Below are 15,148 nucleotides of genomic sequence, written 5' to 3'. Positions count from 1 at the left end.
GGCGGACATTCCATTCCTGGTGCGCTCGGCCACGTCCTACCGCTCGGCCCTGTCCTACTGCTCGCCCACGTCCTACCGCTCGGCCGCGTCGCCGACGGCCTGATCCAGGGCCCTGGCGAACCGCTGCCATTCCCGGGCGTAGGTGTCGGCCAGGTCCGCGACCGCGACGGCGCAGTGCAGCGGTACCGCGGCCATCAGCTGCCGCCCTGCCTCGAGATCCGGCGCACGCTCGTTCAACCAGCGCAGCAGCGCGCGCCCGGACTCGGTGAGTCTGAGCGACGGATCCTTCGCCAGGGTCTCGATGCGCTGCACCCGGCCGTTCTCCGTCCGCTGTTCGTCCGTCGGCGGCCCGGAGCTGCCCGTCCGGTTCCGGTCCCGGACCTCGGGTACGGCACGCATGCGCGGCAGCGGAGGGTGCTGCTCGTTCTGCTCGCCACGCCGTACCCGCTGCCGGATCTCGCACGCGGTGCTGATCGACACCCCCGCACTGGCGGCGATCTCGTGAAGCGTGGCGCCGGCGTGCTCGGCGAGGAACGCGCGGGCCGCCTCCCGGCGTCGCGCCGCGTCGAGCGGGCGGGAGCGGCCGTCCGCCCCGACCCGGACCTTCGACTGAGGAACTTCCTCGCTCGAAGTGCGGCGGACGACTCCCACGGTCTTGGGTGAGAGTCCTGTGATGCGCCCGATCGCACGGTCCGACAGATTCGGGTGCGAGACCAGGATTCGCCCGGCCGCGGCCTTTCTGTCCTTGAGCGTCAACGGCAGACCATGGGCGACATTGGCCATCACGGAGTGAATGAAGACCTCGCCGACCGGCCCGTCCAGATACCGGACGGGAATCAGATTCTCCCCCCGGAGCCTCGCGGCCTGGAGGCGGTGCATCCCGTCGACCACGCGCCGGGTGTCCCGATGCACCAGGATCGGCTCGATAGCGCACTGCGCGAGCACTTCGACGTGCTCCCGGCTCAACCCGCCCAGACGGGGCGAGTCGGCGACCACCAGGGAGCCGACCGGCACCAGGTGGACATCGGCGCGTCCATCCTCCGTCGCGTTCTCGGGGTTTCGAGCCATTGCCTTTAATAGGTACGTCAACGCCCCACCACTCCCCGTTGTTTCACACTACAGGTAGATAGGAGAATGGTTAACGATCTATGCGGCGATCCGTCAAGTCCTGATCAAGTGCATTGACCCGGCATTGCGGGCCCGGGCTTTCGACCGGCGGATTGTGCCCATCTCACCCAGTCGCTGCTCGTTCCGTTGGCATATGCCAACGGCAGCGGAACCGGCTTCTCCCGTTATGGGTGATTGGATTGGAAATCTCCTGCGGCGCCTCTCGAATAAGCCAACGCTGGCCGAAATTGCCCCGGAGGGCGCCCGCCGAAGTTCCGGATAAGCTTCTTGACGGGCCGAAACGGAAGCCGTTAGTCTCCCCGAAATGCGATGATCAAGCACAATTCGGTCTCGCTGAAGAATCCGGACGAAGAGCCGGGGAATTTCGGCCGGGAAATTGGGCAGCGCGCCTCGCCAAAACAACTGTGACGCGCCACCGCGGCCCTCGCCCGGCGATGTGCAAGCCGCTGCATATCACTTTATGGAGGGGTAATCGTGTCTCTTTCGCGTCGCAAAATACTGGTCGGCTCAGGCATCGCGGCCTCCTCGCTGGCCCTGTCGGGGCCCATGGCGAACGCCGCCGCACAAACTGCCGCACAAACCGCCGCACCGCAGGCCGCGCCCCAGCCCTTCGCGCCGCACGACTGGAAGTCCGTCCGTGCGCAGTTCCTGCTCCGGCCCGACTACGCGCACCTGTCGAATTTCTTTTTCGCCTCGAACCCGACCCCCGTCCGCGAGGCGATCGCGAGGTACCGCAAGGCGTTCGACGAGAACCCGTACAACTTCCTTGACGACAACATGTTCGAGCGCGACCAGGACATGCTGTGGCGCCAGGTATGCGCCGCCGCCGCCGAATACACCGGCGGGCAGCCCAACGAGATCGCCCTCACCAGCAGCACCACAATGGGGCTCGCCCTCATCTACAACGGCCTGCGCCTGAAGCCGGGCCAGGAGATCCTGACCACCACGCACGAGTTCTATCCGCACCACGAATCAATACGTCTGGCCTGCGACAAGTGGGGCGCGAGCTGGCGCAAGATCCCGCTCTACGAATCGTCGCTGAACTTCTCCGCGGACAAGGCCATAGCGCGGATACGTGCCGCCATACGCCCGCATACCCGGGTCGTCGGTGTCACCTGGGTCCATTCCAACACCGGTGTACGGCTGCCGATAGCCAAGGTCGCGGCCGTCATCAAGGACCTGAACCGCAACCGCGACGAAGCGGACCGCATCCTGCTGGTGGTGGACGGGGTCCACGGCTTCGGCGTGGCGGACGAGGACGTCGCGAAGATGGGCTGCGACTTCTTCTCCGCGGGCACGCACAAGTGGATCCTCGGACCGCACGGGACCGGGATCATCTGGGGGAAGGCGGAGAGCTGGAAGCATGTCCAGCCGACCATTCCCAGCCTGATGGCCCCGGAAACGGAAGACGCCTGGCGGCAGGAACGCCCGCCGCACGGCCCGACCGAAGCCGCGTGGATCAGCCCGGGCGGCTTCTTCGCCTACGAACACCAGTGGGCCACCGTCGAGGCGTTCCGCTTCGTCCGGCAGATCGGCCGCAAGCGGATCCAGGACCGGATCCTCGAGCTGAACGGCCAGATCAAGGAAGGTCTGGCCCGCATGAAGCACGTCACGCTCCATACGCCGCTCGACCCTGCGGTGTCCGCGGGCATCGTCACCTTCGACGTACAGGGCTACAAGCCGAAGGACGTCGTGCAGGTCCTCCGCGACAACCGCGTCGTCGCCAGTGCCACGCCGTACGCGGTTCCGCATGTGCGCCTGTCGGCCGGAATCGTCAACTTCCCGAAGGAGATCGACAAGGCGCTCAAGGTCATACGGTCACTGGCTTGACGACCGCCGCTCGCGGCGCGCAGCCTGCCGGTTCACCACCCCGTCCATATGGGCGGGGTGGCGGCGTTCGAGCGGAGGCCCCTCGGACGGCGGCGACGAGTAACGGCCGTCATGTGCCCGAGGCTGCGCAGCATCGCCGCCGACGAGCCCTGTTGCGGTCCTGCGCGCCGCAGCAGTCGCCCGTAGGCGCTGACGGCCGGGTGTGGAAGACCTGCTCGGCCGCCTCCATCGCCTCGGCGCCGCCGTAGCGCTCGATTTCCGGCTCATAGGAGCACAGGGTCAGGTCCTGCAGGAGGCCGAGGTGCCGCAACGTCCTCGCCCAGGCGTGCAACGCCGGCAGCACGCCGTTGCCGCACGGCGTAGCGGGCCAGTGCCAGGGCCACGCGCCGACTGCGAGCCGCCCCGGCGATCCGCCCGGCCACCAGCCGGTCGACGGAACCGGCCAGGGCCGGACTGGAGATCCGTACAGCCTCACGCAGACGCGCGTCGCTCCACAGCCGCCCGGCCGGCCCGCCCCGGTCAGTGGACGTGCTGGCAGTTCACGAGACCGACGCACACTGTGGCGTGCGCGACGTCACCGGGCCCGTACAGCCACGCCCCGCCGATTCACTGCCTCCAGCATGGCGTTCACTCTCAATTCATTGCAACGAACGACTGATCATCATTGCATTAAATTCGGGACGGTTGCAACGATCTTACAGCTCTGACCTGCAATTATGTTGATTCCTTGCGGTGGCGACGTTGCTGGAAATTAGAACGCAACGTAGCTTTTCCCTCGTCGGAAACGGCGAGCCGAAGGGAAGCGCCCCTCGGATCCAGTCCGTTCAGTCGAATTCCCAAGGAGCACACCCCCATGTCCATCACTCTTGCCGACCAGGACCGCCCGGAGCTGCAGAAGGTCATCGAGGAGATGGTCGAGTCCGGTTTCACCGGGGTGACGTTGCGCGTGCACGACGAGCGGGGGGAGTGGGTCGGCAGCGCGGGAGTGCGCAAGCTGGGCGAGACCGCGAAGCCGTCGGTGAACGGGCACGTCCGGATAGGCAGCAACACCAAGACCTTCACAGCGGCCTTGGTGCTGCGGCTGGTGGCCGAGGGCCTGATCGGGTTGGACTCCCCGGCGGTCGACTACCTGCCCGAGTTCGGGCTGGACCGGAAGATCACGGTGCGGATGCTGCTGCAGCACACCAGCGGGGTGTTCAACTTCACCGGCGAGTACTACGAGGACGGGACGTTCGCGCCGGGGATCCCCGCCACGACCGCGGGCCAGGAGTGGGTGGACAACCGGTTCAAGACCTACCTGCCGGAAGAGCTCGTACGGCTGGCGTTGTCCAAGCCTGCGCGGTTCGAGCCGGGTACGGACTGGAGCTACTCCAACACCAACTATGTGCTGGCCAGGCTGCTGATCGAGAAGGCCACCGGCCGCTCGTTCGCCGAGGAGATGCAGCGGCTGATCCTGGGACCGCTCGGGCTGTCGGGCACCGTGGTGCCGGAAACCGGTGCGGAGATCCCCGAGCCGCACACCCACGCCTATTACCGGTACGAGGACGCCGGTCAGCAGAAGACGGTCGACGTCACCCGCCAGAACCCCTCCTGGATCTCCACCGGCGGAGACATGATCTCGACGACCCAGGACCTCCACACGTTCATCTCCGCACTGATGGGCGGCAAACTCCTGCCGGCCCCGCTGCTGGCCGAGATGTGCAAGCCGAGTTCCAAGGTCGGCTACGGCCTCGGGGTGTTCGTGCAGGACGCGGGCGAAAACGGCGGCACCGTCATCACCCACAACGGCGGCATGGCGGGCCACGCGGCGCTGATGTACAGCACGCCCGACGGCAGTAAGACCCTGACCGCCGCGCTGAACTATGTCGACGACACCGCGCTGTCCATGGCGGCGGCGTTTCAGGAGTCGACGCAAAAGCTCGTCAAGGAGGTGTTCGGCGGCGGGCGGACCGGGTCGGCCGACGCGGCCGAGTCGGCTCAGTAGACAGAATCGGGCGACGTGCGAGCCGTGGGGGCGGGTCACGGGTACTTGCGGCAGCGGGCCGGCACGTCATGGGTGGTGCCATGACGCAGAGTCACCAGTCCGGACAGCGGCCCGCCGACGAAGACGAGCCTGTGCTTCGCCCCGGCCACCGCGGCTCGCCCCGCCGCGGTCGGGCCGTGAGCCGGGGCTGGTGCCGGTGCCACAACGGCCCCAGCTCAATGATGAGTTCAGTCCTCACGTCCGGCGGCACCCCCGGCGTCTTCCCGATTGAGTGTAACTCCCCAGCAGCGGCTAGTCTTTGGTTGTTCTTGGGAAGGGGCGCTGATGGGCACCAGATTTATTGAGGTAGACGAATCGCGACAAGGCGAACCGGGTGTGCGGAAGGGAGGCAGGACATTGACAGTGGGAGACCAGTCCGTCACCCAGGAGACATGGGTGAAGGTTGAGGTCTACGACGACCTCGATCCGACCGTGACCGAGGACGTCCATCTGCACACGTTCTCAGTCCCGGGTATGGAAGTGCGGGCTGGGGCCGGGAAGGGTGACGAGGACGGAGGCGGCGAATTCGAAACCAGGCTGATCCCATCCGTCCAGTATTACGAGATCGAGCTCGGGCCCGACTCGCTGAATAAGCTCCATGATGCACTCAAGCCCTTCATCGCGGCCGCACGGGAATGCGGGCCGCCGCCAAAGGGCCGGAAGATACGCACCAAGTAGTCCACGACGCCCCCTCTCATGAGGGGGCGTCGTCATATTGCAGACGGATTGCAGACGGAAAGTTCCGTCTGTCTTCGGCCGACGAGGCGGACCGCACACGCGGTTCACGCCGCCGTTCCCGCTGGAGGACACCCAGGCGTACACCGTGGCCAGCGACGACATGATCATCACGGCTTTCCGCGGCACGGAGCCGGTCCAGATCCGTGACTGGCTCTCCGACGGCACCACCCCGCCCTGGCCCGGTCCCGCGAAGACCGGCTACGTCCACTACGGCTTCGCCCAGGCCCTGGAGTCGGTCTTCCCCACCGTCAAGAACACCCTGCAGGAGATGCGCACGAACGGGCAGAGCCTGTACTTCACCGGTCACAGCCTCGGCGGCGCCCTGGCCATGCTCGCCGGTGCACGGCTGTACCTCGAGGACCCGAAGCTGCTCGCCGACGGCGTCTACACCTACGGCCAGCCCCGTACCTGCGACCGCCTCCTCGCCGAGGCGTACAACAAGGGCTTCAAGCAGCGCATGTTCCGCTTCGTCAACAACAACGACGTCGTCCCGACGCTGCCGCCGGAGCCCGTCTACACCCACGTCGACACCCTGCGCTACCTCGGCTCCGACGGCCGGCTCCGCGAGAAGACCTCGCTCTTCGGCAACCTCGCCGACCACGCCAAGGGGTACACCGCCGACGCGCTCGCACCCGCCGGCGACGGCGTGCGCGACCACTCCATCCACCAGTACATCGCCGCGCTGGAGAAGAACCTGGCCTGACATCGCCCGGTGTCCCTGGCACCGGGCGGCAACAGCATTCCGGGGCGGCCGGCGCGGTCCCCGGGAGGGCCGTACCCGCCTCCGCCCGGTGTCTCCACCACGAGGACGTCTCCGGGCAGCACGTCGACCGAGTCGCAGCCCGCCATCGGGGTCGTACCGCCGTCGGCCCGGTCCACACGGTTCGAGCCCGGCGAGCCCGGGCGGCCGCCGGCCATGCCGTAGGGCGGGACGCGACGGTGCCCGGACAAGGTGCTCACCGTCATCGGCTCGCGGAAGCGCAGTCGGCGTACCGTGCCGTCGCCGCCGCGCCAGCGGCCCTCGCCTCCGCTGCCGGTGCGCACGGCGAACTCCTCCAGGAGGACGGGAAGGCGCCATTCGAGTACTTCCGGGTCGGTGAGGCGGGAGTTGGTCATATGGGTCTGGACCGCCGGTGCGCCGTCGAACCCTGGTCCCGCGCCCGATCCGGACGCGACGGTCTCGTAGTACTGGTGGCGGTCGTTGCCGAAGGTGACGTTGTTCATGGTGCCGCTTCCCTCCGCCTGGGCTCCGAGGGCGGCGTAGAGGGCGCCGACGATGGCCTGGGAGGTCTCGACGTTGCCGGCGACGATGGCGGCGGGATGCTCGGGAGCGAGCATCGATCCCCGCGGGACGATGATGCGCAGGGGGCGCAGACAGCCGTCGTTGAGGGGGATGTCCTCGGCGATGAGCGTGCGGAAGACGTAGAGCACCGCCGCGTTCACCACGGCGGTGGGTGCGTTGAAGTTCGTCGCCAGCTGCGCTGACGTGCCCGTGAAGTCGATGGTCGCCGACCGGTTGTGCCGGTCGACCTCGGCGCGTACGGCGATGACCGCGCCGGAGTCCGTCTCGTAGCGGTACTCACCACTGGAGAGGCTGGCGAGGGACCGGCGGACGGCTTCTTCGGCGTTGTCCTGGACGTGGCGCATGTACGCCTGCACCACGTCCAGGCCGAAGTGGCCGATCATCCTGCCGACCTCCTCGACGCCCTTGCGGTTGGCGGCGATCTGGGCGCGCAGGTCGGCCAGATTGGTGGCGGGGGAGCGGGAGGGGCAGGGGGCCGAGGTCAAGAGCTCGAGTGTCTCGGTCTCTCTGAACCTGCCGTTCTCCACCAGCAGCCAATTGTCGAAGAGAACGCCCTCGTCGTCGATCTCGTGGCTGTTCGCCGGCATCGAGCCGGGTGTCAGACCACCGATCTCGGCGTGATGACCGCGGGACGCGACGAAGAAGAGGATCGTGTCGTCGTGCGTGGGCCGTTCGTCGAAGACGGGCGTCACCACGGTGATGTCGGGCAGGTGCGTGCCACCGTGATAGGGGTCGTTGACGGCGTAGGCCTCACCGGGGCGCATGGTGCCGGACCGGCGGCGGATCACCTCCCTGACGGCGGTTCCCATCGAGCCGAGATGCACGGGGATGTGGGGGGCGTTGGCGACGAGATCGCCCCGGGGGTCGAACAGCGCGCACGAGAAGTCGAGCCGTTCCTTGATGTTGACGGACTGCGCCGTCGACTCCAGACGCGCGCCCATCTGCTCGGCGATCGACACGAAGAGGTTGTTGAAGATCTCCAGCATGACCGGGTCGGCCCTGGTCGCCACGTCGGCTTCGGGGGGCGGGGCCACGCGCTCGGCGAGCAGGTGGCCGGCCGCCGTCACACCGGCCTGCCAGCCGGGCTCCACCACCGTGGTCGCGTCGGCCTCGGTGATGACGGCGGGGCCGGGCACCATGATGCCGGGGCGCAGGTGTTCCCGCCGCCGGAGCGGGACCTCGTGCCATGTCCCCTGCGCGTGGAGCCTGACGGTGTCGGTGCCCGTGCCGTCGTCGTTCTCCTCCTCGGCCGGTGCGAGGTCACCGAGGTCGGGTTGCGGGGTGAGCCCGTCGGCCTCGACCGAGAGCGCCTCGACGATGACGGGCCGGTCCAGGAGGAACGAGTACATCGCCCGGTGGTTCGCCTCGAACTCTTCCCGCATCGCGGGGCGTTCGCCGAACCGGACCGTCACGGCGGTGTCGGTGCCGTCGTAGCGCAGCCGTGCGCGCCGGGTCACCCGGACTTGCTCGGCGGGAACGTCCTCGTCGTGGAGCTCGGCGCGCGCCGCGGCCTCCAGCTCGCCGGCCACGGTCCGGACGCGCTCCATGGTCGCCTCCTCGAGGGGAAGCTCCACCGACCGCTCGCGCAGGGTGGTGGTGTCGGCGAGTCCGATGCCCAGCGCGGAGAGGACGCCGGCCATGGGCGGGACGAGGACGGTGCGGATGCCGAGGGCGTCGGCGACGGCACAGGCGTGCTGGCCACCCGCGCCACCGAACGTGGTGAGCACGTACTCGGTGACGTCGCGGCCCTTCTGTACGGAGATCCGTTTGACGGCGGCCGCCACGTTCGCCACCGCCACCCGCAGGAAGCCCTCGGCGACCTGCTCCGGGGTGCGGCTGTCGCCGGTGCGGGCGCGGATCTCCTCGGCGAGCTCGGTGAAGCGGTGGTGGACGACGTCGAGGTCCAGGGGCTGGTCGCCGTTCGGGCCGAACACGTGCGGGAAGCGCGCGGGCTGGATGCGACCGAGCATCACGTTGGCGTCCGTGACGGTCAGGGGACCTCCGGCGCGGTAGCAGGCGGGGCCCGGGCTCGCCCCGGCCGAATCGGGCCCGACGCGGTAGCGGCTGCCGTCGAAGTGCAGTACGGAGCCTCCTCCGGCCGCGACCGTGTGGATGTCCAGCATCGGTGCCTGCAGCCGGACGCCCGCCACCTGGGAGGTGACCACCCTCTCGTAGGAGCCGGCGAAGTGTGACACGTCGGTGGAGGTGCCGCCCATGTCGAAACCGATGACCTTCTCGAAGCCCGCCAGCTGTGACATGCGGGCCATGCCCACGATGCCGCCGGCCGGTCCGGACAGAATGGCGTCCTTGCCACGGAAGTGCCCCGCTTCGGCCAGGCCGCCGTTGGACTGCATGAACATCAGACGGACGCCCGGCAGCCGGTCCGCCACCTGCCGCACGTAACGGCGCAGGACGGGGGAGAGATACGCGTCGACCACGGCCGTGTCGCCCCGGGGCACCAGCTTCATCAGGCGGCTGACCTCGCTGGACAGCGATACTTGCGGGAAGCCGGTCCGCTCGGCCAGTTCCCCGATCACCTCCTCGTGCCGGGGATGCAGGTGGCTGTGCAGGCATACGACCGCGATGGCGCGGATGCCGTCGTCGTGGGCCCGCCGCAGGTCGGTGGCGAGACCGCGCAGGTCGGGGTGGCACAGCACCTCACCTTGTGCTGTGACGCGCTCGGACACCTCGACGACCCGCTCGTACAGAACCTCCGGCATGGTGATGTGCCGGTCGAAGAGCCGGGGGCGGTTCTGGTACCCGATGCGCAGCGCGTCCCGGAACCCCCGGGTGATCACCAGAGCCGTCCGCTCGCCCGTGCGCTCGAGCAGGGCGTTCGTCGCCACGGTGGTGCCCATCCGCACCGCGTCGACGGCGTCGGTCGGGATCTCCTGGCCGCGGCGCAGTCCGAGCAGTCTGCGGATGCCCTCCACCGCCGCGTCGCCGTAGCGGGCCGGGTCCTCCGAGAGGAGCTTGCGGGTCAGCAGGCGGCCGTCCGGGCTCCGGGCGACGATGTCGGTGAAGGTGCCGCCACGGTCGACCCAGAACTGCCAGCCGGCGCGGACGCCGGGCGCGGTGCCGCCCGTTCCTCGTGTGTCCGCCGTCGATCCAGGCATGCTTTCAGCATGGCCCGTCGGCATCGGTTTCGCGGTGCACGGCACTCGGAGCGAGATCCATACTGAAGAACGGGAGACCTTCGAAAGGGGGTGGACCGGTGACGGCGGGCATGACACTGGGCGTGTACAAGGAGACCGCCCCGGGCGAGCGCAGGGTCGCGCTGCTGCCGGAATCCGTCCGGGCGGTGGCGGCCCTGGGGCTGTTCGTGCTGGTGGAGTCGGGCGCCGGGGCCCTCGGCTTCCGGTCCGACGCCCGCTACCGGGAGTCCGGTGCCGACGTCGTCCCGCTGGACGAACTCCTCGACCGCTCGGACGTCCTCGTGGGAGTACGGCCTCCCAACCTCCCGGCCGGTCGCGGTCTTCGCCGCGGGCAGGTGGTGATCGCGCTGCTGGACCCGATGCACATGCCTTTCCGCGTCCGGGGATGGGCGGACGCGGGCGTCACCGCCATCGGTCTCGACCTGGCACCGGAGAACTCGGTCCTGGCGCGGCCGATGGACGCCGTCGCGTCACAAGCCGGGCTCGCGGGCTACAAGGCGGCCCTTCTCGCCGCCGACCGTCTGGACCGTCCCTTGCCGGCCACGGCCGGCGCCTCGCCGGGCCCCGCACACGCGCTCGTCCTGGGCGCGGACGACGCCGCACGGGCGGCGGTCGGAACGCTCCGCCGGCTGGGCGCGGAAGTGCGTACCGGCGCCCTCGGCCCACCGGAGCCACCGGGTACCGGCCGGCTGGCCGGCGCCGACCTGGTCGTCACCACTGTCCGCCCCCGTCGTGGACGCCCCCCGCCCGTGCTGGTGACGGCCGGCGACCTGGCGGGCATGAGGCCGGGCGCCGTGGTGGTCGACACGGCCGCCGGACCGGACGGAGGCAATGTCGAGGGCGTGGAGGCGGAACGCGCCGGCCTCGTGGGTGCCGGCGTCACCGTGATCGGCGCGGGCCGGCTGCCGGAAGGCATCCCGGTGGCGGCCTCCACGGCGTACGCCCGGAACGTCACGGCACTGCTCGCCCACCTCGTCCGCGACGGCGAGCTGTGGATCGAACCGGACGATCCCGTACAGAAAGCCATGCTGGTGACCCACGACGGTCTCGTACGGGCCGAGGACGTGTGGCAGCTGATTCTCGAGCAGACCGCTGTGGCCGGACTGCCCTGATGAGGTGCCCCTTGGGTTACCCGCCCATCGGAGTCTCCCGGAGCAGGCACATGTGCTGGGCCACGGCGGTGGCGCGTTGCGCGCACTCGGCGTAGCAACGGCCCAGGATGGCGGTGTCCACGGCGTCGATGACATCCAGCGAGCCGATTCCGGAGAGCAGGGTGCGGCACAGCCGGCGCTGCAGGCCGCCGACCTCCGCCAGCTCGGCGTCCGTGACCTCGGGGGAGGCCGGGGAAGCGATCGCGTCGTGGGCTCTGCCGACCAGCGCGAGACTGCTCTCGCCCAGCTCCCGCACGCATTCCCACACGGGCGTGGGGAGCGGTGGTTTCGACTGGCGGGCCCAGGCGATGTCACTCACCTGGCGTGTCAGTACGCCCATGCGCCCGATGTCCTCGCCGACGTACATGTCCGTGATCACCGTACGGAGGTCGGCGTCCTGGGCCGCGCCCGCGGCCAGACCCGTCCAGGTGAGATCCTCCGCTTCCCCCCACAGCTCACCCAGCGCCCTGCCCACGGCAGCCATCCCCTTCTCGGCCTTCGTCGTGGAGCGGAACAGCACCGCTGTGGCCCGGCTCAGAGCGGTGTGGGCCAGACGGAGCAGATCGGCCACACGCTCGGACGTGTCGTCCGCGGAGGGTCGGCCGTTCTCATGCACTGCGAACTCCTCGTCCGGTGTGATCCCCACGGTTCCACGACATGCCGGCTCCGCAGGGCGCCCCTAAGGAACCGGGGGGCCGGCCGCCCACGCGATGGCTTCGTCGAGTTCGTCGTATTCGAACCGCCGGACTTCGGCCTGGACGAAGTGATTCGCGAGCTGGGGCACCAGGGTGGCCGCTTTGCTGTCGGCCGCCAGGGCGATCTTCCTGACCTTCCGGTGGTGGTCGCGAACGAACCGCACATGACGGATCAAGCCGCCGATGTTCTCCCATCCGGGGAACTCGCGCGCATGGATCACGACGCCGGCCAATTCGGCGTGCGTCCCGAGCCAGCTGTCCGCGGTCGCTGCGAGGGCATCGAAATCCTGCGCACGCAGGGGCTGTTCGACCTCGACCACGAGCACTTCGGAATCGGTCAGCCGGTGGGAAATGCCGGGGCCCTCGGGAAGCGACGCCAGCCAACGCAGGGCTTCGTCGCGCTCCTCGCTGCCGAAGACGCGTACCGGACAGGGCATCAGAAAGCTCGTCAACCGCGTGGACTCACGGATCCAGCGCACATCGGTGACGACCGCGCAGCCCTCGAACAGTCTGATGGCACCGGTGCCGACCTTGAGGTCCTCCCAGGCGGCTCCGGGGGTGAAGGACTTGAAATCGGGGCCGATCTCGCACAGCATCCGAATGCGGCGGCCTTCCCTTCTCGCGTCCTCGATGAGTGGCTCGACCACCTTCCGGTAGTCGTCCTTCGACACGGTCCCGACAGCCTTGATCGCGTCGACGCCGGCGGGTGTGTCCTTGGCTCTCTCCAACATGCCGTTCTCCTCTGGGCCGGGTGACCGGCGATTCCGCAAGCCAGTACGTCAGAGCGGCGGCGTGCCCGGCTGCAGGCGATCAGCGGTGATCGATGCTGCTGTTCCGGAGGACGCGAAGATTCGTCATCGTGTTGTTCGGGGCGCCCTTCCATAGTACGGCGCAGGGGTGGGTCAAGGCGGAGGCACACCTTGAGCACGTCGGTCCTCCTCGTCATCCGGGGTTCGTGGCCCGCGTGCCTCGGGGGCCTTCGACGCTCAGGTCGAGGAAGTGGGCCGAGCAGGAGATGCAGGGGTCGTGGTTGCGGATGGCCCGCTCGCACAGCCGGGTCAGCTCGGCATCGGTGACTTCGCCGCGCCGCAGCCGGTCCTGGACGATCCGTCTCAGGTCCTCCTCGATGGCGCCCTGGTTCTGGGAGGTGGGCGGAATGAGGCAGGCGTCGGTGACGAGTCCTTCGGCGTCGAGGGCGTAGCGGTGGTAGAGGGTGCCGCGTGGTGCCTCGGTGGCGCCGTGGCCCGTTCCGGCCCGCGGGGGAACGTCCGCGGCGGGCTGCGGCGGGCGCTCGTAGGCGTCGATCAGGCGCAGCGCTTCTTCCACGGCGTAGAGGACTTCGACGGCGCGGACGATGACGCTGCGGAACGGATTGCGACAGATCTCTCCGGAGGCCGGGTCGGCCAGGCCGGCCGCCCGGGCCGCTTCCCGGACGGCCGGTGGGAGCAGGTGGCCGCTGATGGCGTACCGGGCCAGGGCACCGGAAAGGTGGCGTCGGCCGTCCAGCCGGGCCTGGAGCGCGGTGGAGTGAGGGACCTGCTCCTCGACCACGTGGGTGGTGAAGTCCGCGAGGGGGAACGTCCTCGTGCGGTGCCCGTCGCAGTGCGGCAGCACGGTGGGGGTGCCCGTCTCGATAGCGTACGTTCCCGGCTCGGTGAGGGCGAGGAGGTCGGCGTCGCACTCGGCGTCGGGGAACTCGAAGCCGGCCACCCAGGCGACGGTCTCGAGCGCGTCGTCACGAGCCTGCTTCAGGCGCTCGGACAGGGGGCGCAGCTCGGCTCGGGCGGGCGTGCGGTGGAAGCCGCCCACGCGCATGGTGACGGGGTGGATGGCGCGCCCGCCGAGGACCTCGACGATCGTGTTCCCGGCCTGCTTGAGCCGCAGGCCGCGTTCGACGGCGGCGCGGTGGGTGCGGGCGAGTCCGAGGGCGTCGTCGCAGCCGAGGAAGTCGGGGGCATGGAGCAGGTAGATGTGCAGGGTGTGGCTTTCGATCCATTCGCCGCAGTAGACGAGGCGGCGCAGTGCGGCGATCCGGCCGTCGACGGTGACGCCGCAGGCGTCCTCGATCGCGTGGCAGGCGCTGGTCTGGTAGGCGATGGGGCAGATGCCGCACACGCGCGAGGTGAGGTCGGGCGGTTCGGTGTGCCGGCGCCCGCGCAGGAACGCCTCGAAGAAACGTGGGGGTTCGTAGATGCGCAACCGGGCTTCGGCGACGGTTCCGTCGTCACCGACGCGCAGCCGCAGCGCGCCCTCGCCCTCGACGCGGGCGAGCGCTCCGACCTGCAGTTCGCGCGTACCGTCGTCGTTCACGGCCGCTCTCCTGGCTGCCGGATGCCGGGTTCGACCTCGTCCTCCGGGTCCGGCTCGATGGCGGTGAAGTCGTTGACGTTGAAGGTGTGCAGGAGACGGAGGATGTCGTCGTCGCTCATGCCGTCGCTGCGCAGGAGCGGGATCATCGCGGGCATGTTGGCCGAGCCGGACGGGCCGAAGCAGCCGTAACAGCCCCGCCCGTACGCCGGGCACAGCGCCCCGCACCCGGCGTGGGTCACCGGTCCCAGACAGGGGATGCCGTGCGCGACGGGGAGGCAGGTGGTGCCGCGCCGTTTGCAGGCGAAGCAGACGCTGTGGTTCGGGATGTCGGGGCGGCGGCCGGCGAGGAACGCGGTGATGACCTCGATGAGCTGTCCGCGGTCGATGGGGCAGCCGCGCAGCTCGAAGTCGACCGGAACATGGGCCGAGATGGGCGTGGAGGTGGCGAGGGTCTCGATGTACTCGGGTTTCGCGTAGACGGCCGCACGGAACTCGGCGACGTCGGCGTAGTCGCGCAGGGCCTGGACGCCGCCCGCCGTGGCACAGGCGCCGATGGTCACCAGGTACCGCGACTCGGCGCGGACGCGCCGGACGCGTTCGAGGTGCTCGGGTGTGGAGACGGATCCTTCGACGAGCGACAGGTCGTAGGGGCCGGGCCGGATGTCGCTGGACGCCTCGACGAAGTGGGCGATCTCCAGCTCGGCGGACAGCGGCAGCAGCTCGTCCTCGCAGTCGAGCAGGGTGAGCTGGCAGCCGTCGCAGGAAGCGAACTTGAACACGCCGAGCCGGGGCCGGGACCGTGCGGGTGCGGCCAT

11 protein-coding genes and 1 pseudogene are annotated in these 15,148 nt (G+C 69.3%); 5 read left to right on the top strand and 7 right to left on the bottom strand.

Annotated elements, in window-relative coordinates; genetic code table 11:
• Positions 1-72: 72 nt before the first annotated feature.
• Entirely contained in the window at positions 73-1,014 is a 942-nt protein-coding gene (locus AB4K12_RS20540) for a transcriptional regulator (protein WP_368435562.1), read from the bottom strand.
• A gap of 660 nt (positions 1,015-1,674) precedes the next feature.
• On the opposite strand from AB4K12_RS20540, the gene AB4K12_RS20535 reads away from it, so the two are divergent.
• Complete coding sequence (locus tag AB4K12_RS20535; protein WP_368435561.1) at positions 1,675-2,958, top strand: aminotransferase class V-fold PLP-dependent enzyme; 1,284 nt, start codon at positions 1,675-1,677, stop codon at positions 2,956-2,958.
• 109 nt (positions 2,959-3,067) lie between these two features.
• Here the strand turns inward: AB4K12_RS20535 and AB4K12_RS20530 are convergent, their stop codons facing one another.
• Positions 3,068-3,301, bottom strand: coding sequence for a thiopeptide-type bacteriocin biosynthesis protein (locus AB4K12_RS20530; RefSeq protein ID WP_368435560.1), 234 nt, complete (start codon positions 3,299-3,301; stop codon positions 3,068-3,070).
• A gap of 510 nt (positions 3,302-3,811) precedes the next feature.
• Here AB4K12_RS20530 and AB4K12_RS20525 point away from each other — a divergent pair.
• From AB4K12_RS20525 to AB4K12_RS20515, 3 genes and pseudogenes are all read left to right on the top strand, one after another.
• The gene (locus tag AB4K12_RS20525) at positions 3,812-4,942 is read left to right on the top strand and encodes a serine hydrolase domain-containing protein (protein WP_368435559.1); all 1,131 of its coding nucleotides are present in this window, start codon (positions 3,812-3,814) and stop codon (positions 4,940-4,942) included.
• A gap of 324 nt (positions 4,943-5,266) precedes the next feature.
• Entirely contained in the window at positions 5,267-5,659 is a 393-nt protein-coding gene (locus AB4K12_RS20520) for a hypothetical protein (RefSeq protein ID WP_368435558.1), read from the top strand.
• Between the two features lie 160 nt (positions 5,660-5,819).
• A pseudogene (locus AB4K12_RS20515) lies at positions 5,820-6,215 on the top strand (lipase family protein); the annotation flags it as partial.
• Positions 6,216-6,256: 41 nt separating this feature from the next.
• Here the strand turns inward: AB4K12_RS20515 and AB4K12_RS20510 are convergent.
• Positions 6,257-10,138 carry a hydantoinase B/oxoprolinase family protein gene (locus AB4K12_RS20510; RefSeq protein WP_368435557.1) on the bottom strand — a complete coding sequence of 1,294 codons (3,882 nt, stop codon included), beginning with the start codon at positions 10,136-10,138 and terminating at the stop codon, positions 6,257-6,259.
• Positions 10,139-10,248: 110 nt separating this feature from the next.
• Here AB4K12_RS20510 and AB4K12_RS20505 point away from each other — a divergent pair, with 110 nt between their 5' ends.
• Entirely contained in the window at positions 10,249-11,289 is a 1,041-nt protein-coding gene (locus AB4K12_RS20505) for an NAD(P) transhydrogenase subunit alpha (protein WP_368435556.1), read from the top strand.
• 16 nt (positions 11,290-11,305) lie between these two features.
• Here the strand turns inward: AB4K12_RS20505 and AB4K12_RS20500 are convergent, their stop codons facing one another.
• The 4 genes from AB4K12_RS20500 to AB4K12_RS20485 all read right to left on the bottom strand — a co-directional run bounded on the left by AB4K12_RS20500 (position 11,306) and on the right by AB4K12_RS20485 (position 15,148).
• Complete coding sequence (locus tag AB4K12_RS20500; RefSeq protein ID WP_368435555.1) at positions 11,306-11,974, bottom strand: hypothetical protein; 669 nt, start codon at positions 11,972-11,974, stop codon at positions 11,306-11,308.
• A gap of 33 nt (positions 11,975-12,007) precedes the next feature.
• Positions 12,008-12,754, bottom strand: coding sequence for an STAS/SEC14 domain-containing protein (locus AB4K12_RS20495; protein ID WP_368435554.1), 747 nt, complete (start codon positions 12,752-12,754; stop codon positions 12,008-12,010).
• A 211-nt stretch (positions 12,755-12,965) separates the two neighbouring features.
• Positions 12,966-14,333: a Ni/Fe hydrogenase subunit alpha gene (locus AB4K12_RS20490; RefSeq protein WP_368435553.1), complete on the bottom strand. Its 1,368-nt coding sequence runs from the start codon at positions 14,331-14,333 to the stop codon at positions 12,966-12,968.
• A complete protein-coding gene (locus AB4K12_RS20485; RefSeq protein ID WP_368435552.1) occupies positions 14,330-15,148 on the bottom strand; it encodes an oxidoreductase in 819 nt (272 codons plus the stop codon). Before AB4K12_RS20485 ends, AB4K12_RS20490 begins: the two co-directional genes overlap by 4 nt.

The sequence above is a fragment of the Streptomyces sp. C36 genome, assembly GCF_040932295.1.
In the GTDB taxonomy this organism is placed as follows: domain Bacteria; phylum Actinomycetota; class Actinomycetes; order Streptomycetales; family Streptomycetaceae; genus Streptomyces; species Streptomyces triculaminicus.
This window is presented reverse-complemented; position numbering and strand designations above follow the sequence as displayed.